Origin of the sequence: Tessaracoccus antarcticus (assembly GCF_003688855.1) — a bacterium.
GTDB lineage: Bacteria > Actinomycetota > Actinomycetes > Propionibacteriales > Propionibacteriaceae > Arachnia > Arachnia antarctica.
Genome location: NZ_REFW01000008.1, coordinates 34,014 through 57,959, shown reverse-complemented (window position 1 = coordinate 57,959; position 23,946 = coordinate 34,014). Strand labels below are relative to the sequence as shown.

Annotated in this window: 14 protein-coding genes and 4 pseudogenes; 12 read left to right on the top strand and 6 right to left on the bottom strand. The window is 62.7% G+C overall.

Going from position 1 to position 23,946, the window contains the following annotated elements; translation table 11 throughout:
• From EAX62_RS16440 to EAX62_RS16590, 5 genes are all read left to right on the top strand, one after another.
• The coding region (locus tag EAX62_RS16440) for an IS3 family transposase (RefSeq protein WP_121902819.1) at positions 1-773 on the top strand (773 nt) is incomplete at its 5' end.
• Positions 774-814: 41 nt separating this feature from the next.
• Entirely contained in the window at positions 815-1,426 is a 612-nt protein-coding gene (locus tag EAX62_RS16435) for a recombinase family protein (protein ID WP_121902818.1), read from the top strand.
• Between the two features lie 317 nt (positions 1,427-1,743).
• On the top strand, positions 1,744-2,202 hold the full coding sequence (locus tag EAX62_RS16430) for a hypothetical protein (RefSeq protein WP_121902817.1): 459 nt from the start codon (positions 1,744-1,746) through the stop codon (positions 2,200-2,202).
• A gap of 1,649 nt (positions 2,203-3,851) precedes the next feature.
• Positions 3,852-4,910 carry a PDDEXK nuclease domain-containing protein gene (locus tag EAX62_RS16415; protein ID WP_121902814.1) on the top strand — a complete coding sequence of 353 codons (1,059 nt, stop codon included), beginning with the start codon at positions 3,852-3,854 and terminating at the stop codon, positions 4,908-4,910.
• 186 nt (positions 4,911-5,096) lie between these two features.
• Positions 5,097-6,221 carry a hypothetical protein gene (locus EAX62_RS16590; RefSeq protein WP_147454161.1) on the top strand — a complete coding sequence of 375 codons (1,125 nt, stop codon included), beginning with the start codon at positions 5,097-5,099 and terminating at the stop codon, positions 6,219-6,221.
• A gap of 746 nt (positions 6,222-6,967) precedes the next feature.
• Here EAX62_RS16590 and EAX62_RS16405 read toward each other — a convergent pair.
• Positions 6,968-8,491, bottom strand: a complete 1,524-nt coding sequence (locus EAX62_RS16405) for a SulP family inorganic anion transporter (RefSeq protein WP_121902812.1) — start codon at positions 8,489-8,491, stop codon at positions 6,968-6,970.
• 191 nt (positions 8,492-8,682) lie between these two features.
• Between EAX62_RS16405 and EAX62_RS16400 the strand changes: the two genes are divergently transcribed.
• Positions 8,683-9,072, top strand: coding sequence for a MerR family transcriptional regulator (locus tag EAX62_RS16400; RefSeq protein WP_199711362.1), 390 nt, complete (start codon positions 8,683-8,685; stop codon positions 9,070-9,072).
• A 606-nt stretch (positions 9,073-9,678) separates the two neighbouring features.
• Here EAX62_RS16400 and EAX62_RS16395 read toward each other — a convergent pair.
• Positions 9,679-10,338 carry a Type 1 glutamine amidotransferase-like domain-containing protein gene (locus EAX62_RS16395; RefSeq protein ID WP_121902811.1) on the bottom strand — a complete coding sequence of 220 codons (660 nt, stop codon included), beginning with the start codon at positions 10,336-10,338 and terminating at the stop codon, positions 9,679-9,681.
• 420 nt (positions 10,339-10,758) lie between these two features.
• On the opposite strand from EAX62_RS16395, the gene EAX62_RS16390 reads away from it, so the two are divergent.
• Positions 10,759-11,163 (top strand): VOC family protein, encoded by a 405-nt coding sequence (locus EAX62_RS16390; protein WP_121902810.1) that lies wholly within the window; start codon positions 10,759-10,761, stop codon positions 11,161-11,163.
• The gene (locus tag EAX62_RS16385) at positions 11,160-11,441 is read left to right on the top strand and encodes a winged helix-turn-helix transcriptional regulator (RefSeq protein WP_121902809.1); all 282 of its coding nucleotides are present in this window, start codon (positions 11,160-11,162) and stop codon (positions 11,439-11,441) included. Before EAX62_RS16390 ends, EAX62_RS16385 begins: the two co-directional genes overlap by 4 nt.
• A 352-nt stretch (positions 11,442-11,793) precedes the next feature.
• Here the strand turns inward: EAX62_RS16385 and EAX62_RS16380 are convergent, their stop codons facing one another.
• Positions 11,794-12,045 (bottom strand): hypothetical protein, encoded by a 252-nt coding sequence (locus EAX62_RS16380; RefSeq protein WP_121902808.1) that lies wholly within the window; start codon positions 12,043-12,045, stop codon positions 11,794-11,796.
• Positions 12,046-12,614: 569 nt separating this feature from the next.
• Between EAX62_RS16380 and EAX62_RS17260 the strand changes: the two are divergent.
• A pseudogene (locus EAX62_RS17260) lies at positions 12,615-13,488 on the top strand (IS3 family transposase); the annotation flags it as partial.
• A gap of 7 nt (positions 13,489-13,495) precedes the next feature.
• Here EAX62_RS17260 and EAX62_RS16355 read toward each other — a convergent pair.
• Positions 13,496-14,023 (bottom strand): annotated as a pseudogene (locus tag EAX62_RS16355) (IS30 family transposase); the annotation flags it as partial.
• Between the two features lie 243 nt (positions 14,024-14,266).
• Here EAX62_RS16355 and EAX62_RS16350 point away from each other — a divergent pair.
• The gene (locus EAX62_RS16350; RefSeq protein WP_121902824.1) at positions 14,267-15,472 is read left to right on the top strand and encodes an IS110 family RNA-guided transposase; all 1,206 of its coding nucleotides are present in this window, start codon (positions 14,267-14,269) and stop codon (positions 15,470-15,472) included.
• A gap of 14 nt (positions 15,473-15,486) precedes the next feature.
• Here EAX62_RS16350 and EAX62_RS16345 read toward each other — a convergent pair.
• A pseudogene (locus tag EAX62_RS16345) lies at positions 15,487-16,335 on the bottom strand (transposase); the annotation flags it as partial.
• Between the two features lie 67 nt (positions 16,336-16,402).
• Between EAX62_RS16345 and EAX62_RS16340 the strand changes: the two are divergent.
• Positions 16,403-16,672: pseudogene (locus EAX62_RS16340) on the top strand (IS3 family transposase); the annotation flags it as partial.
• Positions 16,673-16,762: 90 nt separating this feature from the next.
• Here EAX62_RS16340 and mobF read toward each other — a convergent pair.
• Positions 16,763-22,156 carry a MobF family relaxase gene (gene mobF, locus EAX62_RS16335; protein ID WP_147454160.1) on the bottom strand — a complete coding sequence of 1,798 codons (5,394 nt, stop codon included), beginning with the start codon at positions 22,154-22,156 and terminating at the stop codon, positions 16,763-16,765.
• 517 nt (positions 22,157-22,673) lie between these two features.
• Here mobF and EAX62_RS16330 point away from each other — a divergent pair.
• The gene (locus EAX62_RS16330) at positions 22,674-23,945 is read left to right on the top strand and encodes a COG4705 family protein (protein ID WP_233558024.1); all 1,272 of its coding nucleotides are present in this window, start codon (positions 22,674-22,676) and stop codon (positions 23,943-23,945) included.
• Position 23,946 lies beyond the last annotated feature (1 nt).

Sequence of the window (23,946 nt, the reverse complement as noted above, 5' to 3'; positions counted from 1 at the left end):
TGTTGGTGCCGCAGTTGGTGGTGTTGTGGGAACACAACTTTCAGGTCTACGGAGCCCGGAAACTGTGGAAGGCCGCCCAACGAGCCGGGCTGGAAGTTGGCCGCGACCAAGTGGCCCGGCTGATGCGCGTGGCCGGCATCCACGGCGCCTCCCGGTCCAGGCGGGTCAGGACCACGAAGTCAGACCCGGCATCGGTGCGGCATCCGGACTTGGTGAAGAGGGACTTCACCGCTGCCGGCCCGAACCAGTTGTGGGTCACGGACCTGACCTACGTGCCGACCTGGGCCGGGGTGGCGTACGTGTGTTTCATCACGGATGCCTACTCCCGGATGATCGTGGGGTGGCGTGTTGCCTCGAACATGCGGACCCCGATGGTGCTCGATGCCATCGAGATGGCCCGCTGGTCCCGAGGCCGGAAACACGACGGGTTGCGGTGTCACAGCGACGCGGGGTCGCAATTTACATCTATCCGCTACGGCGAACGACTCGCCGAAATCGGGGCCACCCCGTCAATTGGAACCGTCGGGGATAGCTTCGATAATGCCCTCGCGGAGACGGTGAATGGCTACTACAAGGCCGAACTCATCTACGGACCCACCCACAAGGGCCCGTGGAAAACGGTCGAGGAAGTAGAGCTGGGGACCCTGACGTGGGTGTACTGGCACAACCACGAGCGTCTCCACGGCTACCTCGGAGACGTCCCACCTGTCGAGCACGAGAACACGATCTATGCTGACGAAACCACCAGCAACCAGCTGGCCGGAATCAAATAGTCCGGGTCTCCAGCAAACCCAGTGCGATTCAAACTGTCGTTGTGAGACTTTTGGGATACGCCCGGATCAGCACCGCCAGCCAAGATGCGCAGCTGCAACTCGACGCACTGGCCAGTGCCGGCGTCGAAAGCAGGGACGTGTTCTCAGATGTCACCTCCGGCAGCAAGACCGCAGCACAACGACCGGGGATGCGCCGACTCCTGGACTACGCCACACCCGGAGACACGGTGGTGGTGTGGCGGGTCGACCGTTTGGGTCGATCACTGATCGATGTGTTGAACACCGTCAACCTCCTCACCGAATCCGGAATCGCTGTTCGCTCCGTCCAAGACGGGATCGACCCCGCCACCACCAGCGGCCGGTTGATGCTCAACATGCTCGCCACCCTGGCCGAGTACGAACGCGAGCTCATCGTCGAGCGGGTCAATGCTGGCATCGCCGCAGCGAAAGCCTCCGGCACCCGGTTCGGCCGGCCCCCCGTCCGAGCCGACGTCATCGCCGAGAAACTTGAGATGGCCACCGGGGCCCGTGCCAAAGGCAAGACCGCAACCCAGGCAGCCGAGCTAGTCGGATGGTCACGCGCCACCCTGTACCGCCATCAAAGCGCGGCAGCCGCTCAAACCGTCGACCAGCAGCAGAGCCCCACCACTTGACGGGTAGACCCAAAAGCAATCCCGGTGACACCTACACGTGATCGCGTCACGTGACATCTTGCCCCGCACCGGGGCTGCTGTTCTGAGATCGTGGCGCCAGATCCACTTGCATGGCCGACACCCGGTAGCGCGGCGCCAGCACCTCCAAGATCGTCGGGTGCCAACCGAACGGGACATGGGCGACTAACGTCGGAGCGTGACTTCGGCTCCGCGGACTTCATCGGGCAGGCTCTTATGAGCGTGGTGGCGCCTAAGAAGTCGTACCTATCGGTGGCTGGGCAGGACGAGTTCCTTGGACGTTCGGAGAGATTGTAGTGATGATGGAAGATCTAGCCACTCTATTGTTTGTCACGATGCGTGTCCTGGTCGCTTTCGCGCTGCCTGCAATCGGCGTCGTGCTTTCCGTGAGAGACGTCATGATCCAGAACTGGAAAAGAGGAGTGTGGTTTTTTCGCTGCGTCTGCGTGTCGGCGTACCTTGGGGTGGCGTTCTGGATTGCAGGTGCTTCGGCACGACCATCGGTTGGTTTCGAAACATACGATGCCTTCTGTGGCCGCCGTGGCTGGCTGTTTGACGAGCTCTACTACGAGACACACCGCGACGACTACGCACGCCTGTATCCAATCACCGGGAAATGTAACGCATACTACGACCTGGTACCGGCCTGGGTGAACCCCGCGATTGCGGCGCTGATACTGATGACCCTGCTCTGCTTGGCCGGAATGGCCTGGATCATTATTCGTCGCTGTCGGTCGAACTCCCCATTTCCCACGTAGGGTCAACCCGGTGAGCCCTGCTTGCCGCCGGGGACCGGTACAATTGGGGTTTGGTTGGATGGCAAGCAAGAGGAGCACCGTGCGCACAATCGCTGGGATTGGTCTGCTGAGTTTGCTGGTATTGCCAGCTTGCGCCGTATTTGAACCAGTCCCCGGGCCCGCACCCAGTGTTGTTGCTTCCAGCGCGATCAGTCAGACACCGTCACCCACGAAATCTCCGACGGACGATTCGGTGTCCCCCATTGACATACCAAGTGTCCAGGAATCAGTCCGCGGTGACCCCGACGTCGAGGTGGAGCCTATTCCCGCCCCTGCGCTTGTCGCGATCATGGAGTGCGAACCGATCAGCGACGCCACCCGGCTCAGCCACGAGTCGCGATGGGGCGCCGTCGACTGGCAAGACGCGGTGCAGGTCCCCGTCGGTGAAGGACTCACCCCGGGCGAACTCTGGTGGGTCACAATCTCTACCACGGACGGTGAGACCGCACGTGCCCGCCTCACCAATGCGGGCAGCGTCGATGACCCCGCCCAAGCGGAATGGCTCATCGCATCGGGATGGCAGGTGTCTTCTCGTCCCACTGGCGTGTGGAAGTGGTTTCCTCACGCGAAGTGGGATCTAGAGGGCCAACAACGGCTCTGGGCTGCCATTGCCAAGGGATACCAGTGCTTGAGACTTAACTACCCAGAGCAGACGATCTCCGAGAATTAGCGAATGCGGGGTTGGTGCTCGATGTTCGCCTACGGAAGCGCCGATTCTGGGCTCTTCGGACCTGAGTGTGGGGTCATAGTTGGAGGCCGCCGCGGATCAGTGGCATTCTGAGGCAGCTCTCTCTATCGCGGAGGCCGCGGGCGACTGCGGGCCACCTCAGCCTTCATTACCGCTGTTGCTGGCCATCGGGTAGTGAAGTACGCCCCCGGCGTGTAATTTCACGTGCTGAACTTTGGGAAGTCGGAGAAGCGGTCATTTAATCAAGGCAGGTTCACATGCGCAAACAACTGCGGCATGGTTTAGCAGCCGGGGTGGCGGTCGTCATCTCAGGGGCCTCCCTGACCGGGTGCATCCAGGACGCGGGTTGTTCTGCTGCCGGGCAATCGAGAATGAACGCCGCAATCGTCGACGTATTTCAGGTGACCCCAGGCAAGGTTGACTACCTCAGCACACCGGATTGTGAATCCGGGTCACCTCTGCGCCACTCTCACGCTGTAGATTTCGTGGGCGGACCTCATGTCAGCGCTGTCGGGCAGGTGTGAACCCGCGCGGGTGACGATGCCACATGTCGCTTGGGAGGCAGTGAGTTCGATGTGTTTTTCCTCTCTGAGGCCGATGCCGATGGAGGAGTCGTTGTACAAATCGGCGGGTGAATGGTTTACGGACTCTTCGAAGCTGAGCTCAGGAACCTGTGACACCTCCTCCACCTGTCTCGTAACCAACGCAGGGCACCCGGATCAGCATGGGAACGTCCGAGACATGGATACGAGACATTTGAGGCTACGACCAGGCCTTCAGCTGATTCCCCGTCTGAAGGTATCCCGTTTGCGGCTGAGGACACGCTCAGGAGTTCTTGGCCGGGTAGCTGGGTGATCTCTGACAAACTCGGGACCATGGCCACGCGCAACGCAACCCATCCGAGCCCCATGAGGAGGTTGTCGTGAGTGATCAGGTGTCGCCGCTGCCTCAGGGGTACGCAGAGCTCCTTGAGGAGCTCAAGACCACCGTCGCCCGGTCGCGGTGGCAGGCGCAGCGCCGGATCAACACTGAACTAGTGGAGATGTACTGGCGGATTGGGATGTCAATTCAGGAGCGTCTGGAGACCGAAGCCTATGGAACCTCCGTGATCAACCGGCTCTCACAAGACTTGCAGGACGCATTTCCCGGCACTCGCGGTTTCAGTCCCCGCAATCTGCGATACATGCGCACGTTCGCGAACGCAGGATCCAGCGAGGTTTGGCAGCGCAGTGCTGCCAAACTGCCGTGGGGCCACATCATGGTGTTGCTCGATAAACTCGACGATCTGCAGCAACGGGACTGGTACGCCGCCGCGGCCGTTGAGTACGGCTGGACACGCAACGTCTTGCTCAACCAGATCATGAACCGCCTCCACACCCGCACCGGTGCGGCACCGTCGAACTTCCCAACCCAGCTCCCGGCAGCCGATTCTGAACTCGCCCAACAACTGACCCGCGACCCCTACGTCCTGGACTTCCTCGACCTCACCCAACCGGCAGCTGAGCGCGACCTCGAGCAGGCCCTGATGACACGCCTGCAAGACTTCCTCCTCGAACTCGGCCACGGGTTCGCCTTCGTAGGACGGCAGTACCACTTCACCGTCGAGGGCGACGACTTCTATATCGACCTGCTGTTCTTCAACTGGGCACAATCACGCTTCGTCGTCGTCGAACTCAAAATCGGCAACTTCGCTCCCGAACACCTCGGCAAACTCGGCTTCTACGTCAGCTGGGTCGATGCCAACCTCCGCGACCACGACCGCCACCTCCCCACCGTCGGGATCCTGCTGTGTAGCGGCCGCAACGACAGCGTCGTGCGCTACTCCCTCGCCAGCACCACCCAGCCGCTGGCCGTGGCCGATTACACCTACGACACCCTCCCAGCGACTATCCAAGAACTCCTGCCCGACGAAGCCCAACTCGCAGACGCAGCCCACACAGCACTGGAGCATGCCCCCAACGACACGCACAGCAACGGGTAAATGGCGCGAGATACCGCAGCGATCAGTGATGGATGAGACGTCTTGTATCCCTAGGGTTGCAAGACAGTCGGCAGTGCAGAAGGCCTCGAAGCGTGCGTGGCGCCTAAGATCGTTGTGAAGGCCTAGATTGAGCCGCTCGGCATTCTTTCTGTATCTTCATTTTTTCTCCACAAACCAAGGATCCCGATGCGCCGCCGTACCCTTATGACAGCTGCTCCTCTGCTGCCGGTGCTTGCGGTGGGATGTCATGGTGCTGACAAGCCTTCGAAGGATCCTTCCCAGCCGGGAACGGTAGAAGAACCCGAGTTCGCACTCCTGTTCCAAAATACTCTCGGCGGGCATCGAGTTAATGGCAGCGGCGAAGGGCAAGTATTACTCCTTGGATTCGGCGGCGATGTCCTGGAGACGTTTCCGTTTCTGCCCATCGACCAGCCCGGTCTGGTCGAGCATCAAGGTGCTCTTAGTTGGGTGGGCGACGACGGGGCATACATCTGGTCAGAGGAGATGCAGATGGCTGCCACATGGGCAACAGATGGCTTCATTGAGCCACGTTCCTCGCTGACCAGCATTAGCACCACCGATAGCGGTTTTTTGGTCGTCATTGACGGTGGTGCACCCTCGGCCGATCGATATGTTTCTGGTCTAGCTCTAATCGCAAAGGACCAACCACCACAAGTGTGGTCCCACGACGGCTGGCTGGGAGCAGGAGTTGCTTGGGTTGACGGACGAGCAGTGGGGTTCTCGAGTTCGACCTTGTTCGACCCCATGATCACCTTTACCGACCTTTCCACTGCACCAGATGGAGAGAAGCTCGCCCCCTCGATAGATGGCTCATCCGTATTCGGACGCCTTGTGACCGACAATGCACGTGTCCAAATCCTTCACGCTCCGAAAATGAGCGGCCGGGTGGCGCAGCTGTGGACCCACGATGTCGAGACTGGATTTACAGACCTCGTCCCTTTGAGGGGCGCTGGCGCACGCCTCGACGTGGCGGACTGGTACACAGACTCCCTCCCTGTTGATACCGTCCTCGTTGAGGGAATCCTGTACTGGCTCCAGGGATCAAAGCTGTGGCGAGCCGATGCCCTAACCGGTGAAAGTGACATCATCGCGGATGCAGCGTCAGACAGCCACGGAACGCTCTTCTTGACTCAGAATGGTCTGATTTCTGTGGGTCGCTCCGTGAAGGGGTGGACTGTCGGGTGCCGCGACCTCGCCACCGGGGACGAAGTGGCAGCCGTCGACGGCATCCGTGTCGACGGCCCCAAAGACTTGTTGCCTTTGGGAGCAGTTCGTCTGGTGGATTCATGACGCGTCGAGAATCCGCTGAGCGTGATAACCGGGCGGGCCGTTGTGAACGCTTCCACCGATCCGGGCTGCTTGTTCAAAAGACCCCGAGGAAGTGTTCAATCTGGGCGGCGTCTCGATAGGGCAACAGCAGCCATCTCCACAGTAGGCAAATCAGATACAGAACTCTCACGAGCTATCAAGTGCCTGAAGCGATACGACGATAACGCTCAGCCGCCTCATTTTTGGCGGACTCGACTCTTCGATGAAGCCGCTTCCAGGGTAAAAAATTCACCAAGTCGCCATCTTGATGCTTCGCTGATCGCTCCCGCTGCGATCGATCTGCGGCGTGAATCTGTCTCGTAACCTAAGTGCCTCGTATCCCATGGGATGCAACACAACCCCGCGGATCCGTCGACGTGCGCACGGAGAGACGTCTCGATTCCGTAGAGATACGACACATGGTAGCTACAGCAGCAGCCTGTCTCAGCGGACATGTCCGGCCCTGACCGCCCGCTGGCGTCGCTCTTGATTCACCTATGCGATGCCAACGCTTGCTGCTTGGAAGCAGCAGGCGGGCCATCACATCACCGCCACGGCCTGATGTGGCCTGGGAGGGTCAACCTGATGTGCCGGGCACAACGGAGCACGTGATCCGTCGAGGCGGAGTAGATGCGGCGGTTGGGCTGAAGTGATGGCTTCGGTGCAGATGCGTTCCATGACGTCTTTTGGCCGGAATCACGACGTGCTTACTGCACAGTGGTAGTTGGTTAGTGGCCGGCTCCGAGTTTCCCGGCCATGCGTTCGCGCATTTTGAGGCTGGCCGTGTTCAGCCCCTCAATTTCGACGGCCTTGCCGTATTTCTCGTATTTGTGGGTGATGGCGTCCAGTGCGGCGATGGTGGAGGCGTCCCACAGGTGGGAGTTGTACAGGTCGATGACGATGCGGTCCGGATCATCCGCATAGTTGAACTGGCTGTAGAGGTCGTTTGACGCTGCGAAAAACAATTCGCCGTCGACCACGTACTTGGCGCATTGCACCCCGAAGTGGTCCTCAATGGTTCGCTCCACGGTGACCAAGTGGGCGACCCTGTTGGCGAAAAGGACCATGGCAGTCAGCACCCCGACGCCGACGCCGATGGCCAGATTGTGTGTCCACACGGTGACGAACACGGTGGCGAGCATGACGGTGGTTTCACTCTTGGGCATCATGCGCAAGGTGGAGGGCTTGACGCTGTGCCAGTCGAAGGTGGCCACGGAAACGAAGATCATCACGGCCACGAGCGCGGCCATCGGGATCACCGCGACAATGTCGCCCAATGCCACAACCAAAATCAGCAGGAAAACGCCGGCCAGGAAGGTCGAGATCCGGGTGCGGGCGCCGGAAGCCTTGACGTTGATCATGGTCTGGCCGATCATCGCGCACCCACCCATGCCACCAGAAAAGCCGGTGATGATGTTCGCGGTGCCCTGGCCCCAGGATTCGCGGGTCTTGTTGGATCGGGTATCGGTGACGTCGTCGACGAGTTTCGCGGTCATCAGCGATTCCAGCAAACCTACGAAGGCCAAGGCCAGGGCGTAGGGGAACAGGATTTGCAGGGTTTCGAGATTCAGCGGGACGTTCGGCAGGAACAGGCTCGGCAGACTATCGGGCATTTCCCCCTTGTCCCCGACGGTGGGAACGGCCACGGATGCTGCAACGGCGATGAGCGTGAGGACCACGATGGCGATCAACGGCGCGGGAACCACGGTGGTGATCTTGGGCAAACCGAAGACGATGACCAGGCCCAGCACTGTTAGGGGGTAGACCATCCACGGGACGCCAAGCAGTTCTGGGACCTGGGACATGAAGATCAGGATTGCCAGGGCGTTGACGAATCCAACCATGACCTGCCGGGGAATGAACCGCATCAGCTTGGCCATGCCCAGCAGCGCCAGGATGACCTGGAAGATCCCGGCCAGGATGACCGCGGCAATGAAGTAGTCCACGCCGTGGCTTCTCACCAAGGGCGCGATGACCAGGGCGATGGCGCCGGTGGCCGCGGAAATCATGGCCGGACGTCCGCCCAGGAAGGCAATGGATACAGCCATGGTGAAGGAAGCAAAGAGACCGACACGCGGATCGACACCGGCAATGATGGAGAAGGCGATGGCCTCAGGGATCAAGGCCAGGGCCACGACCAGCCCGGCGAGGGCCTCGGTCTTGAGCAGTCGCGGGGACCTGAGGGTGCGCAGGACCGATTGCCGTTCGTCCGGGGTCGGAACCGGGTGCTCGGCCGTTGTTTTCGTGGCCATCAATGGCTCCGTTCGAAAGAGAGTGAGAGCGCTCTGACGCTCAGTTACATAGAGTCGTTGGGTGGGTCGGTGCGTCATCGCGTTGGGCAATGGCTGGCTGCGGAGAGGAATGGCCGCTGCGACGCACCAAGTAGCTTCAACCTTAACCTAACGTAAGGGTAAGGTTGAAATTCGAGGGAGAAGGAGAACCCGTGAACAAAACGCCACCCCCCACCAACGGACAGACGATGCATATCGGGGATCTGGCCGAAGCCACGAGCCTGTCTCAGCGCACTATCCGCCACTACGATGAAGTGGGCCTCCTGCCTGCGACCACGCGAAGCGAAGGCGGCTTCCGGATCTACACCGAATCCGACCTGCAGCGCATGCTAGTGATCCGGTCCATGAAGCCGCTGGGATTCACCCTCGAGGAAATGGGCGAGCTGCTGGACACCGCCGATACCCTGGCGGCGGACAAGACTGACTCGGAGGCTCGGGCCAAGCTTGGAGCCTTCATTGAGCAAGCCACCGCCAAGCGCGAGCAGCTGGCGCTGAACCTCAGACGGGCCGACGCCTTCATCCAAGACCTACAAGGCAAATAGCCCCGCCGGCCGAAACCGGTGGATAGATACCCCGGCCTTCCCTACTCGCCGAACGATCGTCGAACTGCAGTCCGCATGGCCCCGCTCCAGGAGTTCCCCTTCGTGAAGGATGCTTGGGCTGTTCCGAACTGAGGGGTGAGCTTCAAACAGGGCCGTCGCCGGTGGCCGGTGCCGACGAAACGGACCATATGTTCGAAGTGCTAAGCGTGGGAGAAGTTCAATTTGCGCTGCATTTCGATCAGAGGGACAGAATCCGGCATCGGTACAGGTGAAGGTGTCTCGTAACTAAAGTGTCTTAAAACCCATGGGATGCAACACAACCCCGTCGAGTCGTCGACGTGGGCAAGGTGAGACGCCTTGATTCCGTAGTGTGTCAAGGCAGCCGAGACGCGGTTCGTTGCCGGGTCATTTCCTTCTCGACGCGAATCGGTGTGGCGGGCGTGGCGTCGAGTGCCGCGCGGTGACGGGTGCGGCGCCGAGCAGCCGAACAGGTGAGTCACTTTTACCTTGGAGATCTGGTTGCGATTCGACGTGAGCCGGCTGCGGTTCGCGGGGGCGTGGTGCGGCATGCAACAAGGGCTGCGGCGCCGAGTGTGTGAGGGGCGCTTATGGGGAGAGGTGCGTCCACTGTCCTTCGGAGATGATCTCGATTGTCCCGTCGGTCACCGTGATGGCGCTGTGGTCGTCGAGGGCGTAGGCGGGTCCGCCGATGTCGGCCGCCCAGCGCTCCGCTTCGGCCAGGGTGTTTTCGGGGAAGACGTCCAGGTGGGGGAAGATCGAGAAGTCCACGACGCCTAGGGTGCGGTCGTCCGGCGCGGACGGCCATTCAACGAAGGCTGTGCCGATGCGCGGGGTCATCACCATGCTGCCGGCGCTGACGCCCACCCAGACCATGTCAGTCAGTGACGGCAGGAGATCGGCCAACCCGGACTCTCGCATCCAGTGGCACAGGTAGGTTGCTTCGCCACCGGCGACGAGTAATACGTCGGCATCTCGGACCCAGGGGACCCAGGTTTCCGCTCCGATCGTGGGCAGCGCGGTCAACTCGAGGATTCCCAGCGACTTCCAGCCGAGAGCTGTCATGCCACCCCAGGCACGCCCACTGATGTAGTCCCGCGCCGAGAGCGGTCGGTCGGTGGGGTAGCCCCACCGTGCCGTCGGAACGCAGAGCGCGGTCGACTCGGCGACCGGCTTGCCCAGCATGTCGATCAGCGCGTCGCTGATGCTGGTGTTGGTGATACCCCCCGAGGTGAGCAAAAGCTTCATTACATCCCTTCCTGCGGTGGTTGAAGCGACTGGGTGCGGAATCAACTCCTTGGTGTCCCCCAGGAATGCAGTCTGCCCGATCTCGCGTCAGGCTCATCGTCCAATCGCGGGAGTGCCTTACGCGAGGAGGATGCCCTAGAGCATCAAGCATGTGATTCGAGACCGTCGCAGATGCAGACGGTCCACCGAAGCTATCGAAGGAGCGGCCCGGGATCAGGAACCTCGGACTGAGCGCCGCGCACTGGCGAGAACTCAACGAGCGGATCGGCGGTTACATCACGGACCACACATCCTCAGTGATCTCCTGCCGGGTCACCCTCAAGACTCACTGAGCCGGAATCGAAGCTCTCGGTGGAAACGGCCTGAGCGGAGTGCAGCCGGGCCTTGACGTCGCACTTGCATTTTGCAAGTATTGACTGCATGAGCCTTTTCATCACTTGCCCGGTCGAGAACGTCGAGCGCGCGACTGCCTTCTACACCGCCCTCGGCTGGACCCTCAACGCCGAGATGTCTGATCGCAACGTGTCATGCTTCGCGATCGCAGCTGAGCAGTACGTCATGCTCGGCAGCCACGAGATGTACGCAAGCGTCGGCGGCGTCGGGGAGCTGGTCGGCGGACCTGACACCCCCTCGAAGGTCACGGTCTCGTTCGACCTCGGCAACCGCGAGGCCGTCGACGAGCTCGTCGAGCGCGCCGGCGCCGCGGGCGGGCGGATCGGCGACACCGACGACTACCCCTTCATGTATCAGCGCCAGTTCGACGACCTTGACGGCTATCACTACTCGCCGTTTTGGATGAAGCCGGACGCCGAACCGACCGCGTGAGCGACCTCGCCGCGGCCCTCGATGTCGTCGGAGCGCGGTGGGCGCTGCTCGTGGTGGAGCGGCTGCTCGATGGGCCGCAGCGCTACGGCGATCTACAACGCGACCTCGGAGTGCCGACGAACATGCTCGCGACTCGCCTGCGCGAACTCGAGGCAGCCGATGTTTTATCGCGTCTTCCCCTGCGGCACAACACCCGTGCCTACGCGCTGACCGGCCGGGGGATCGCCTTGCGCGAGGCGATCGTCGCGCTCGGACGCTGGGGCGCCGGTGAGTCGTAGGTGTGACGCTGGGTGGCTTTGCGACTCCAGCAGCGTGTCTCGGATCCTCGCTGACGAGTATCCGATGCGATACAACACCCGCTCCCCCAGCGGCGACCCCGTCCCTGAGGTCCAGGTCGCGGTCTGTTCCTTCACGTCCATGAGCCATGGACAAATCTGCGACAGCGCTCGGATGGGACCCAAGATGCTCGCTGCCTCCAGCGCACCGGTCTACGTAGAAGAGTGGGCACCTGGGGTGTACCCCATCCGCGCAGTCCGGGCCTACGGTTAGGAAGAACCTTCAAACACACATCTGCAAATGAAGCAGGGGCTGTGACACCGCGAAAACGGTGGCACAGCCCCTGTCCGTTGGTCAGCGGGTACGGAATTCGATCTGGTTTCCGTCGCCGATCATTTGTGCCCATTCCCGGAGCTGTGCCTTATCGAGCTGCATCGAGGTTGAGGACATCGCCCGGCGCAGCGCTGGCTCGATCACTGACACGGATGCTCCCTTGTGCTGGTGGTACACCTTGTCGAGCTGTTTCTGGGCGTCCTGGACGACATCCTTGACAGCGGACTGTGCCAGCTTGTCCAACGCCCGCTTGTCGAGCTTGAAGCCACCCATCTCAGGCACCGCCTTCGGTGATGGTGGTGTCAGGGTGACGCTTCGCGGTGGCCTCTGTGACGAAGCGACCGGTGATGGCGCTTCTATTTCCTGTGGCCGCTGACGACTTCCCCGAGTGAGTAACGGTGGTGCGGGGATTCCGCCTGGCCGTGGCCTTACTTACGTAACGGCCGGTCTTAGCACTTCGTGATGCCATATCTATGGCTCCTGCCTGCTCTTGCGAGCGATCAAGTCGAAGCACCTCAAGCGGTGTAACGTGGCAGGTCTACGGTCCAAGTAGAGCCAGCCTCGGCACCGCCACCTCGGCGGATTGCCGAGGCTGTGTGCTTCATGGTTTAGCTTACCGGAGAGCACTGACAAAAAACTTACGGAACTACCGCCCCTAGTGTTCCGCATACGCCGCCTACGCAACATGTTGTGTTTCATGCCGCCTCGGTCCCCATCTGATGTGTCAGTCTTTTGGTTGTCGCGAACGTCGGCGTCGTTGAGGGGTGTTGGGGGGGACTGCTGCATGAGTAGGTGACACCTAACCTGTGGGGCCGTGGGGTCCTGCTGAAAGGATGTCTGTCATGCCGAAAGCCCATCCCAAGGAGTTCCGCGACGATGTCGTGGCCGTTGCCCGCAAGGGCGATGCGCCGATCCCCCAACTGGCCAAGGACTTCGGGATCTCCGAGTCCTGTCTTCGTCGGTGGCTTCGTATCGCTGATGTCGAGGACGGGAACCGTCCCGGTGTCACCCAGTCCGACTCAGCAGAGTTGCGGGAGTTGAAGCGCCGCAACCGCTTGTTGGAGCAGGAGAATGAAGTCCTGCGCCGGGCTGCGGCGTATTTGTCGCAGGCGAATCTGCCGTCAAAATGATGTACCCGCTCGTATCTGAGCTGGCCGCTGACGGGATCCCCGTCACGGTCTCGTGCCGGGTCCTCAAGCTCGCCCGCCAGCCCTACTACCGCTGGCTTGCCGCCCCGATCAGTACCCGTGAAATCGCTGATGCCTACCTTGCCAACGCGCTGTTCGACGCGCATCGTGATGATCCAGAGTTCGGATACCGGCTCCTGGCCGATGAAGTTCCGCGCAACCGGACATCAACGCTGCGACCGCACGGTGTGGCGGATCTGCGCGGACAACAGGTGGTGGTCAGTGTTCGGGAAGAAGCGCGGCGCCAACGGCAAGAGGCCCGGCCCACCGGCCCATGACGACCTGGTGGAGCGCAAATTCGCCGCGGAGAAGCCGAACCAGTTGTGGTTGACCGACATCACGGAACATCCCAGCCAGCAGCGGAAAGCTGTACCTCTGCGCGATCAAAGATGTCTTCTCCAACCGCATCGTCGGCTACTCCATCTCCGATCGGATGAAGGCCAAGCTGGCAGTCGACGCGCTGAACATGGCCGTTGCCCGTCGCGGTGACGTGGCCGGTTGCATCGTTCATTCTGACCGAGGATCTCAAGGCGGATTCAACTGGTCGTCGCAACACTGCTGCTTTGAAGTAATCGTAGATGCTGATCCATCGCTTCGGCGGGGGTGCGCCAGCCGAGGGTCTTGCGGGATCGTGTGTTGAGTGCGTTGGCAACCGCTGCGAGGTCTCCGGCGTCCCATCGAGATAGATCTGTTCCTTTGGGGAAGTATTGGCGAAGAAGCCCGTTGGTGTTTTCGTTCGTCCCGCGCTGCCAGGGGCTATGAGGGTCGGCGAAGTAGACCGGAAGTCCGGTGGTCATCTTGAATGCCATATGGCCCGAGAGTTCCTTGCCACGGTCCCAGGTCAGCGACCGCAGGAGTTGCTCCGGCATGGTCGTCATAGTGGCTGACAGTGCCTTGTTCATCGAGACGGCGCCGTAGCCGCTGAGTGCGGGGCCGTTCTTGACCGGAGCTGTTGCGGCCCAGCCCTCCTCGCGAGGGAGGTGGACAAGCATGGTGAACCGGGTGGTGCGCTCCACTACGGTGCCGATGGCGGAGCGGCCGGTGCCGATGATGAGGTCTCCCTCCTTACGCTGTTTGGTGAGGCCGGATCCGAGTTGGAGTAGCGTTTCCGGTCACCCTCGGGCAGCGGGTATGGCTTAGTTTGTCTCCCTGCCGCCTGGACGGCTCACTGGGAATGGCCGCCCGCTGCCCGCTGATGACTCGACCGCTGATTGAGAATTGCGACAGTAATCGTTGGGTAAGGACGTGCCGGCGTGGTCATCGACGAGGGGAACAATCACCCATCTGATCGAGAGGACTACAACCCCATGCCGACACTTTGGGCCGGAATCGACGCCGGCAAAACAACGCATCATTGTGTCGTGATCGACCGCTACGGAACTGTCTTGTTGTCTACGAAAGTCACCAACGACGAGACTCCGCTGCTCGACCTGATCTCCACCGTCATGGACCTCGACGGTCAAGGCGAGATCTGTTGGGCGACGGACCTCACCGATGGTGGTGCCGCCTTGCTGATCGCTTTGCTCGCCGCTCACGGGCAGCAGCTGCTCTACATCCCTGGCAGGGTCGTGCATCACGCTGCGGCGACGTATCGGGGTGACGGGAAGACCGACGCGAAGGACGCCCGCATCATCGCCGACCAGGCCCGCATGCGCACCGACCTTCAGCCTGTCCGGATCGCCACTCAAGTCGCCGTCGATCTGCGTCTGCTGACCTCTCACCGGTTAGATGTCGTCCATGATCGAGTGCGCGCGATCAACCGGTTGCGCGCAACGATGCTCGAGTACTTTCCTGCGTTGGAGCGGGCGTTCGACTACTCGAAGAACAAGGCCGCCCTTGTGCTGCTATCTCACTACGCGACCCCAGAGAGTCTCCGTAGGATCGGTGTCACCCGGCTCGCAGCGTGGTTGAAGGCGCGAGGCTGCCGCAATAGCGCTGGCGTCGCGAAGGCAGCTGTCGGTGCCGCTCACGCGCAGGGCACCAACCTGCCTGCCCAATCCGTCGGGTCGGCGCTGGTATCCAAGCTCGCCGCGAAGATTGCCGCTATCGATGACGACCTCGCCGGCATCGACGCTGAGATCACGCAGCAAGTCGCCCAGCATCACGGCGCCACGAACCTGCTCAGCATGCCCGGGTTCGGACCCGTTCTCGCTGCCACGTTCCTCGCGCAGATTGGCGGCAGCCTCGACGCGTTCGACAACGTCGACCGGCTTGCTTGCGTCGCTGGTCTCGCACCCGTCCCGAGAGACTCTGGACGCATCAGTGGGAACCTTCACCGGCCACGACGCTTCAACCGACGACTCCTGCGCACCTGCTACCTCGCCGCCCTATCAAGCCTCAAAAACAGCCCAGCATCGAGAACGTTCTATGATCGCAAACGAGCTGAGGGAAAGTCACACAAGCAAGCGCTCATCGCCCTGGCCCGCCGGCGCATGAACGTGATCTGGGCGATCCTTCGCGACAACACTCACTACATGGAACCTGTGGCCTCCAACATCCAGACTGCTGCTTGACATCTTCATTGAGATTCCCAGTGGCCAGGGACAGCTCGGTCATCGGCCTCTGCTGGGCGTTGGCTGATCAGTACCTCGGGAGTGACGTGGGCCCATGTCACGCGCTTGGACCTCGCGCGGGGCATCCGCAGCGCCCGCCCGGTGCGTAGACACAGAATCAACTCACGCTTGAGCGCTCCTCGGCCCTCGATGTATAGGGCTTGGTAGATCGCCTCGTGACTGATGCGCATGGACTCATCATCGGGGAAGTCGAGCTTGAGGCGCTTGGAGATCTGCTCCGGACTCCATGCCCGTACCCATTGCCGATCAGATCGATGCGGCTTGTTTCGGCCGGTCCACGCCCCTGTCGCCGGACCTGCAGGGTTGTGATCTGGATCGTTGATCTGCCCAGCTAGACGCTCTTGAACGTAGTCACGCAGCCGTGGATTCTCGGCCAGCTTGGCCGTCTTCGGGCGCCTGGCGAATAGCTCGGCCTTCCACTGCGCCACTGATGCCCGGTAATCGAGTTTCCCGCCCCTGGTGGCGGCGTTGCGCCGTAACTCACGTGAGATCGTCGATGGGCTACGTCCCAGTGCCGCCGCGATCTTGCGTACCCCAACTCCCTGAACCCGCAGCAGCGCGATCTCCTCACGCTCTGCAAACGATAAGTACCGGCCCGACGGTGGCCCCCACGAGTACGGCGACATACCGCCAGCATCGCGGAACCACCGCGAGCCAGCCACCGCCGACACACCCACCACGACCCCGGCCTCCGACGGCAGCAAACCCGCACTGACCCGTTCCCAGAACAACCGCTCTATCAAGCGTTGATGCCCGGGATGGCCAGGCGACTTCATCGGCGCTCGCCCTGTCACCTCTCGCATCCACTCCGATGGTCGTGCCACAACACCCTCCTGACTCCAGGTGTTGCTTCCACGGGTTGAACCCGGTCAATTTCGATCCCGCAAGTTTCTTGCCGCCCTCCGGCGCCACCGCTTGGCCGGCTCGATGGGCCAAGTCGCATCGGCCGGTGACAATGCGGCCATGGAATCGTTTTTCGCTCTGCTCCAGAAGAACGTGTTGGACCGGCAACGCTGGGCCACCAGGAACGAACTCCGGCTGGCGATCATCACCTGGATCGAGCGGACTTACCACCGTCGCCGACGTCAACAACGTCTGGCCCGGTTGACCCCCGTCGAGTACGAGACCATCATGACCACAACTGCCCTCCAGCCGCCTAACCCAACCTGTCACCAAGATGTGCAGCAGTCCCGATGGTCTTGCGCGTGGGCTGGGGCGCCCGCCTATGATTCAGCGACGTGGACCGGTACTCCGGGGTGGGTGTTGGCTGCGGCGGAGGTAGCGCTCGTGTGTGTTGGGGAATGCGGGTGTGGCCTGCTGCGGCCGCCCCGGGATGTGGGTTGTTGTTTGGTCGGAGTCGTCGAGTTCCTGTAGGCGGGTGCGTAGTTGTCGGGTTTGTTCTCGGGCAGCATCGGCTTTTTCCACAGGGGCGGTGGTCCAGGCTGAGGCGGCCTCCAATAGCGCACCCTTCACAGTCTTGGTGTCGTCGGAGACAAGGTTGGTGAGCTGGGGCCAGGTATTAGCGGGGCGGGCTGCAAGGATGCTGGCGAGCTGGGATTGTGCTTCCGGGTGCGGGAGGTGGATCAGGCGCTCGTTGGTCATGTGGTCGGCTTGGGGGTAGGCACACTCGAGAAGGTCACGGAGGGGCTGCGGGCCTTGGGTGTGCAGGATGTCGGCGGGGTCGCTGCCAGCGGGTAGGGCGAGTCGGGTGGGGTCGAGGCGGTGGGCGGCCAGTATCCAGAAGATGTTCTCGGCGGCCAGGGTGCCGGCGTTGTCGGCGTCGGTGCCGATGATCGGGGTCTGTGTTGGGGGGAGGGTGAGGGTTTGTTCGTGGGTTAGGGCGGTGCCCAGGGGTGCGACGCCGATGTAGTGACCGTGCCCGGCCAGCGTGATGGCGATGGCGTCGATGGGGCCTTCGACGATGACCGGGACGGTGTCGGGGGTGAGGTGGTCGTGGCCGAAGAGGACGTCTCGTTTGCTGAACATGGGTGTGGTGGCGGTGTTGAGGTACTTCGGCCCGGCCGCGTCATCAAGACGGGCAGGGTTGCGGCGGCCAACAAAACCGACCACCGTGCCATCGGCTGTGATGGGGAAGGTGAGTCTGTCGCGGAATTTGTCGATGGGTCGGCCGTCGCGGGTGCGGATGGCGAGACCGGCGGTGAGCATTTCGTCATCGGTGATGCCGTGGTTGCGGAGGTGGGTGACAAGGTGGGTCCAGCCCTGGGGTGCGTAGCCAGCACGGAACCGGATGTCCCCGGCGATGTCATTACCGAGGCGGTGGGTGAGGTAGGGGTGTGCCCACGAGCCGGGTAGCTGGCGGGTGTAGAAGTCTGCGGCCAGATCATTGACCAGGGCCAGGCGCTCTGGGGTGTGGGGGGTGGCCTCCCAACGGTCTGCGGAGGCGAAGTCCCGGCGGAGTTTGATCTCGGTGAAGTCCGGCTCAGTGTTCTCTTTCACCCAGGCGGCGCGCCGGAGTGCCTCGTCGAGATCCTCTTCGCTATCGGTATCGGTGTCGGTGTGGTGAAGGTCTTCTGGTGGGAGGTCGTCGGGGTGGGGCGGCTCCTCCTCCGCTTCGGGGGGTGTGGTGGTGAGCTGGTGGGCCCGCCACATCAGGGCGTGGCAGTCGTCGTCGAAAGGTGAGACATCAGCCCGATCATTGATGACGAGCAAGTCACGCAAGGACAGTCCCGCATGTAGGCCGTCGTTGACCGCCTCGATCAGGAGGGGCCACCAGCGACTGCCTTCCAGCTCAACTGCCTTGACCACGCCGACCAAGGTTTGCAGGTCCGCGCCCCAGCTGATCGGGGCCGGGTCAACAGTGGCGGTGGTGTGGGTGGGGGTGAGGTGGCGGGAGAGGCGCCACCACAGGGCTGCGGCGGGTTGCTCCGCGGGGAGGGGTCCGTCGGCAGCGGCTTCGGCCAGCATCTCCGAAATAGGGACTTCGGCGGTGTGGAGTGCTGCGATGCGGTGGGTGAGCGGGCCGGTGAAGGGGTCGTTGCGGATGTCGGGGTGGAGGTCTTCCAGCATGTCCGCCCACACCCTGGGGATGTCGGCTTGGAGTCTGTTTTCGAGGTGACGCTGCCAGGACCGTGCTGCGGCGCCCAGTTGTACCGCTCCAAGGATCCGCCTGTCTCCAGCCTCCACAGCGGTCGCGGCGCGCCAAATCTCAACGTCTTCGATCAGGGAGGGGGTCAGTGGTTGTCCGGGCAGCGACCAGCCCGGCCTACCCAAGCGGGTGGCTGTTTCCCGTACTTCTTCGGTGGCCGATGTCACCAGGTGTGTTCTGGCGGCCAGGTAGGGACCCCAATCTGGGTGCCGGGTCAAGGCTTCGGGGATGGGCGGCAGCCACGGCAACGGACCTTTGTCCGTGGGAATGTTGATCCGCCAGGTCAGGACAGCTGCCGGGTCATCCGCTGATCCCAGTTCACGGACCGTAGCCGCGGTGCGAAGTTCGGTGACTGGGTCGTGGCCGTCGACCGCATGCAGGAGGAGGGTGGCGCGCAGGGCCGGCCATGCCGCGCACGACGTCAACCCTGCCAGGATCTGATCCGCTTCAATGTCCAGGGCGGTGACAACATCTGGATCGTTGGTGGTTCCGGCGGCCAGGTGGAGGGCATCAACGTAGCGGCCGGCGGCATGGCCGAGTCTGATCGATGGTGCCATCTGATCGCGGGCCTCCGTGGTGGCCGAGCGTGGCGAACCATCCCTGGCCAAGACGCTCTGGAGGACGTCGACTGCGGTTTCGGGTCGCAGGGTGGTGGGGTGCAGGAGGCTGTGTTCATCACCGTCGCCGACGACGGGAATGTAGAGGTGGTTGGCGTGTCTTCCGCGGGTGGCCATGACGTAGAGCTGCTGCCGGGATTCATCACCGGTCAGAACTCCCCGTGTGACGTCCACTGTCAGTCCTTGGGCGGCGTGCACTGTCACGGCGTAACCCAGCTGCACATACCTGGCGACATAGTCCTGCGGCAACCTCACCATGAGGCCCGAGTCACAATGCCTGGCCCGCACCACGCCCTGCCGGGTGACGTGTTGGATCATCCAGCGGTCACCGTTCTTGACCCAGTCCGTCGCCGAGATCGCCAGCCGACGATCGTTGAGGCGGGTGACGATCACATCCCCTGCCGAGGCCCAGTTCGCATCCACCAACCCCACCTCCTCCCCCAGCTCACCCCCTGCTGAGTCCGTGAGGCGGTGGGATCTGGCCCTGCGGTTCAAATCAGTGACAGTGTCGCGGGTTCCGGCCAACATGAGACTGTCCAACCCGGCAGCCCTGTCCTTGGCCCAGTCGTTGAACGCTTGTTCGAGGCTGGATTCGCGGGTGCCGGCATGGATGCGGTCGGTGTCGAGGTAGAACCCCAACGCTTCGAGACGCCCATCCCGCAACGCCAGCGACGCAGCCGCCTCGGCCGGGTCGCGGAAGCGCAGGAGGTCGTTCAGTTCGACAGCGCCGTGGATCTCGGCGATGTCACGCAGAACCCCACCGGCGCTGATCGCGGCGAGTTGTTGGTCATCCCCCACCAACCTGACCGAGCCACCCCGCCCGATGACATGCCCGATCACGGTGGCCAGGGAGATGGTGTCGGCCATGCCCGCCTCGTCGATGATCACCAACGTGTCCGCCCCGACACCTACGTCCATGGCGCCTTGATGGGTGTGGTTCAGGTCCCAGACGTACTTGGCGATGGTGGTGGCATCCCCGGTCTGGTCCCGCAACACACTGGCCGCCACCGCGGAGGGCGCCAACCCCAGAACAGTTCCGCCGCCCTCCCGCCAGGCATCCGCCAGCACCTTCAAGGCGGTGGTCTTCCCCGACCCCGCCGCCGCCAGTGCAAGTTGAACCCTCACCCCGCTGGTTGCCATCTGCCGCACCAAGTTCGTTTGACCGGCATTGAGGGTGATGCCGTTGGCGGTGGAAGCCAACAGCGCCAGTGAAACCTCCATCTCTCCCACCCGGCGCCCATCGGTTTGTCCGGCGAGCTCGACAATGTCGCTTTCGGCCGAGAGCATGGTTTCGGAGGTGTAGAGCTGCGCCCCGGCCACGGTGTAGACCGACGCCCCATCCCGACGCCTCAGCACATTGGGCTCGTGAATTCCGTCACCGCCGGCGTCACCGACAGGTTCACTCAGCCGGATCGCCTCCTGCAACAGCTGCTCGGTCACCACCCTCGCCGTGTCGGGGGTGATGGCCCGTTCCCGGACACGCCTGGAGGCCTCAGCACGCAGATGCCACACCTGCCACGTCGCCCGGGACCCCTCCACAGCAGCGACCACCTCACGGGCCGTCGACGACACCCACTCCGAAGTGATCGGCTGGACCCCCTGGTTCGGTGTGGTGGCAGCCGCCACCAAGTCGTTGATGCCCTCCTCCCCCACCACCTGGACTGCCTCAGCCCGCCACGTGGCCCGCTGCTGATCGAGGCTTCGGGGTTCGTGTTTGGCGTCGCGGGTCTCCAGCGTGGCCTGCTGCGCCAACTTGATCGCCTCCACCGGTGTCGGCGGCCGCCCATGCTCGTCCTGGAACCTGGCCGCCAATTTCGCCTGCCTGGCCACGATCGCCACCCGCCGAGACGACCACCGCTGCAACAACTCCCCCGGCACACCCACCACCTCCCGCACCGGACGCTTCCCCAGCTCCGTGTCGGCACGCTCCGCGAACCGGATCCCGAGCTTGGCGAGATGTGCTTCGAGTTGAGTGTTGTAGGTCTCACTGACAGCCACCTTCGCCTTGAAGATCAACCTGCCATCGATCGCCAACCACTTCCCCTCCAAGGTTTGAACCTTGTTCGCCACAGCGACATGAGTGTGAAGGTTCGGATCCCCCGCCCTGGAATCCCGATGCACAAACATCCCGGCCACCAGGCCGGTGACGTCGACCTGCCGCACCCCATCAGCCCCGCAGCGGGTGAACAACGCCCGCTGCTCCAGAAACCGCAAAGCATCCGCCACAGCCGCATGGTGGGCGTCCTCGATCCGGGCCGCCAACTGAACCGGGGCCACCGCCCACAACGCCGAGACCGACTTCACCGGCGTGAACGTGAGGTCGAATCCGGCACACGCCGTCGACGGATCCCGCGACAACCGCGCCACCTGAGACGACAACTCCAACACGCTCGGCGCACGACCGAACCGCTCGACGAACTCCTCCCGGACAATGTCGTTGCGGAACTCAGCCCTCACCCCCACCGGCACCTCCCCCACCCCCGGATGCGCCGCCTCCCACACGCCACAGCGGATCGCCACCTCTTTCTGAAAACCTGTTGCCCCGGAGAACACCTTGAACGGCGCCCCCAAACGCGAAGCCTCCCGAATCTCCGTAGGTGACGCATCGATCGGCAAGGCGGCCAGCCGGGAGGCCATGTTCGGATGCAGGCCAGCACCGAACAGGGCCTTCATCTGCTCCGCCGAAACCTGATCCCCCACGGCCACATCGCCCAATCCGGCCAGTCCACTCCCCCACCAGGTACCTGGGGTTTCTCCCTTCTCGGAGTAGTACGACGCCAAGGTGGCGTGTCCCTTCTCCGTCGAGTCCTGGGCAGCGACCTGCCGGGTCAGGTAGTCATACCCAGACCCAGCCGTCAGCTTGTGCAACGACGCCGTCATACCCAGAGACAGCCCACCCAACAGAGGTCACAGTGAAAAGATCCGGAATGCACCAGGTGTGTGGGACTTCATTGCGTCGCGGGTAGGTGCCAGATAGTCGTCACTGATCATGACCAACGGTGGCTGGGGTAGGCAAGTCTTTGGTGCGGCGTAGAGCGGGATCGGCTCGTAGGGAGAGGTGACCGGGGTCTCTGGATGATCCTCGAAGAATCTCTAGCCGTGTCGATAAGACAACCACCGCATGAAACCTGGCGCTGGAATTGCCATCTCGATAACCCCCGTCCTTCGAGTTGAAAAACCGGGATCACCTACCTTCTCTCCGCGGACCTAACGGTTCACGCCGAGCGTTTGGTAGGCCTCCGTGCCCGCACCGAGTCATCCCCCCGCCCGGCCGAGAGGCACTGGCGCCTCATGGGAGCTCGACGCGCAGGGTGGGGTGCTTGATGGTTCAGACCCTCAGCCCCTGACGCTGGTGCGGTCATCCTGATCAATTCCTTTGCCTAATGCCCAGCTAAGTTTGGAGCCCTTGACTGGCGTGGTGAACACAACCCAAGACATCACCACGCGCCAGAGTTCGGCGGCGGACTTCCTCAACAAAGTCCCCGCAGTCACCGCAACGTTCTGGCTGATCAAGATCCTTTCCACCACCATCGGCGAGACCTTCGCCGACTTCCTCGCCGTGCAGGTGGGTCTGGGCACGGCTGTGACCGACGGCGCGATGATCGCAGTCTTGGCGGTCACGCTGGTTGCGCAGCTGCGGACCCGCCACCACGTGCCCTGGCTGTACTGGCTCACCGTGGTGCTGGTGAGCATCGTCGGCACCCAGATCACCGACTTCTTCACCGACACCCTCGGCGTCAGCCTCTACGTCAGCACCGCGGTCTTCGCCGTCGTGCTCGCGGTCATGTTCGCGGTGTGGTGGCAGCAGGAGCGCACCCTGGCAATCACTGCCATCGACACGCCCAAGCGAGAGCGATTCTACTGGGCCGCAATCCTGACGACCTTCGCTCTCGGCACGGCTGCTGGCGATCTCGCCACCGAGGCGCTCTCGTTGGGCTTCCGCTCCGGTGTCCTGATCTTCGGCGGGCTCATCCTCGTGGTCTGGGTAGCCCGCAGGGCAGGCGCCAACAGCGTCCTCACCTTCTGGATCGCCTACATCCTCACCCGGCCGCTGGGTGCATCTCTCGGAGACCTGCTGACCCAGGCCGCGTCCTACGGCGGTATCGGGCTGGGCGCCGGACTGACGAGTGTGCTCTTCCTCGCTGTCATCGTGGGGATCGTCGTACGGGAACAAGTCAATGCGAACCGGCACGGGGTACGGACCAAGGGCCAAGCCCCTGCTGTTGCGCCAGCCCGGGACTACGCCTGGGCTGTTTCGGGCGCAGCTGTAGTGGCCGTGGCTGCCGCCATGCTGGGTCCTGTGGTCAATCCGGCCGCTGCGGCCACCTCACCGGCGGACTCGCAATCGGGACCAGTGACGGCTGGGAAGCCCGCGACCGGGATCGAGGCCGACGCCACGTCACCCCTCGGCGATCTGCGGCCGTTTGCAATCATCGTGGACGACGTGGCCGTCAAAGTCAGCGCAGGTGACATCCCCGGAGGAACCGCACGGGTCAAAGATCTCGAGGTCGCGTGGGACACTGCGGAGGCGGCCATCAAGCCAGCTTCGCCCGAGGATTGGCACCTCATGGATTCGGCGGTAGACGACGTCCTCACATCACTGAGGGCGGGACAGCCTTCCGCGTCCGACGTCACGTCAGCGCTCACCAACCTGCAGACTGTCATTGGCACACTTGATCAGAAGAAGTAAC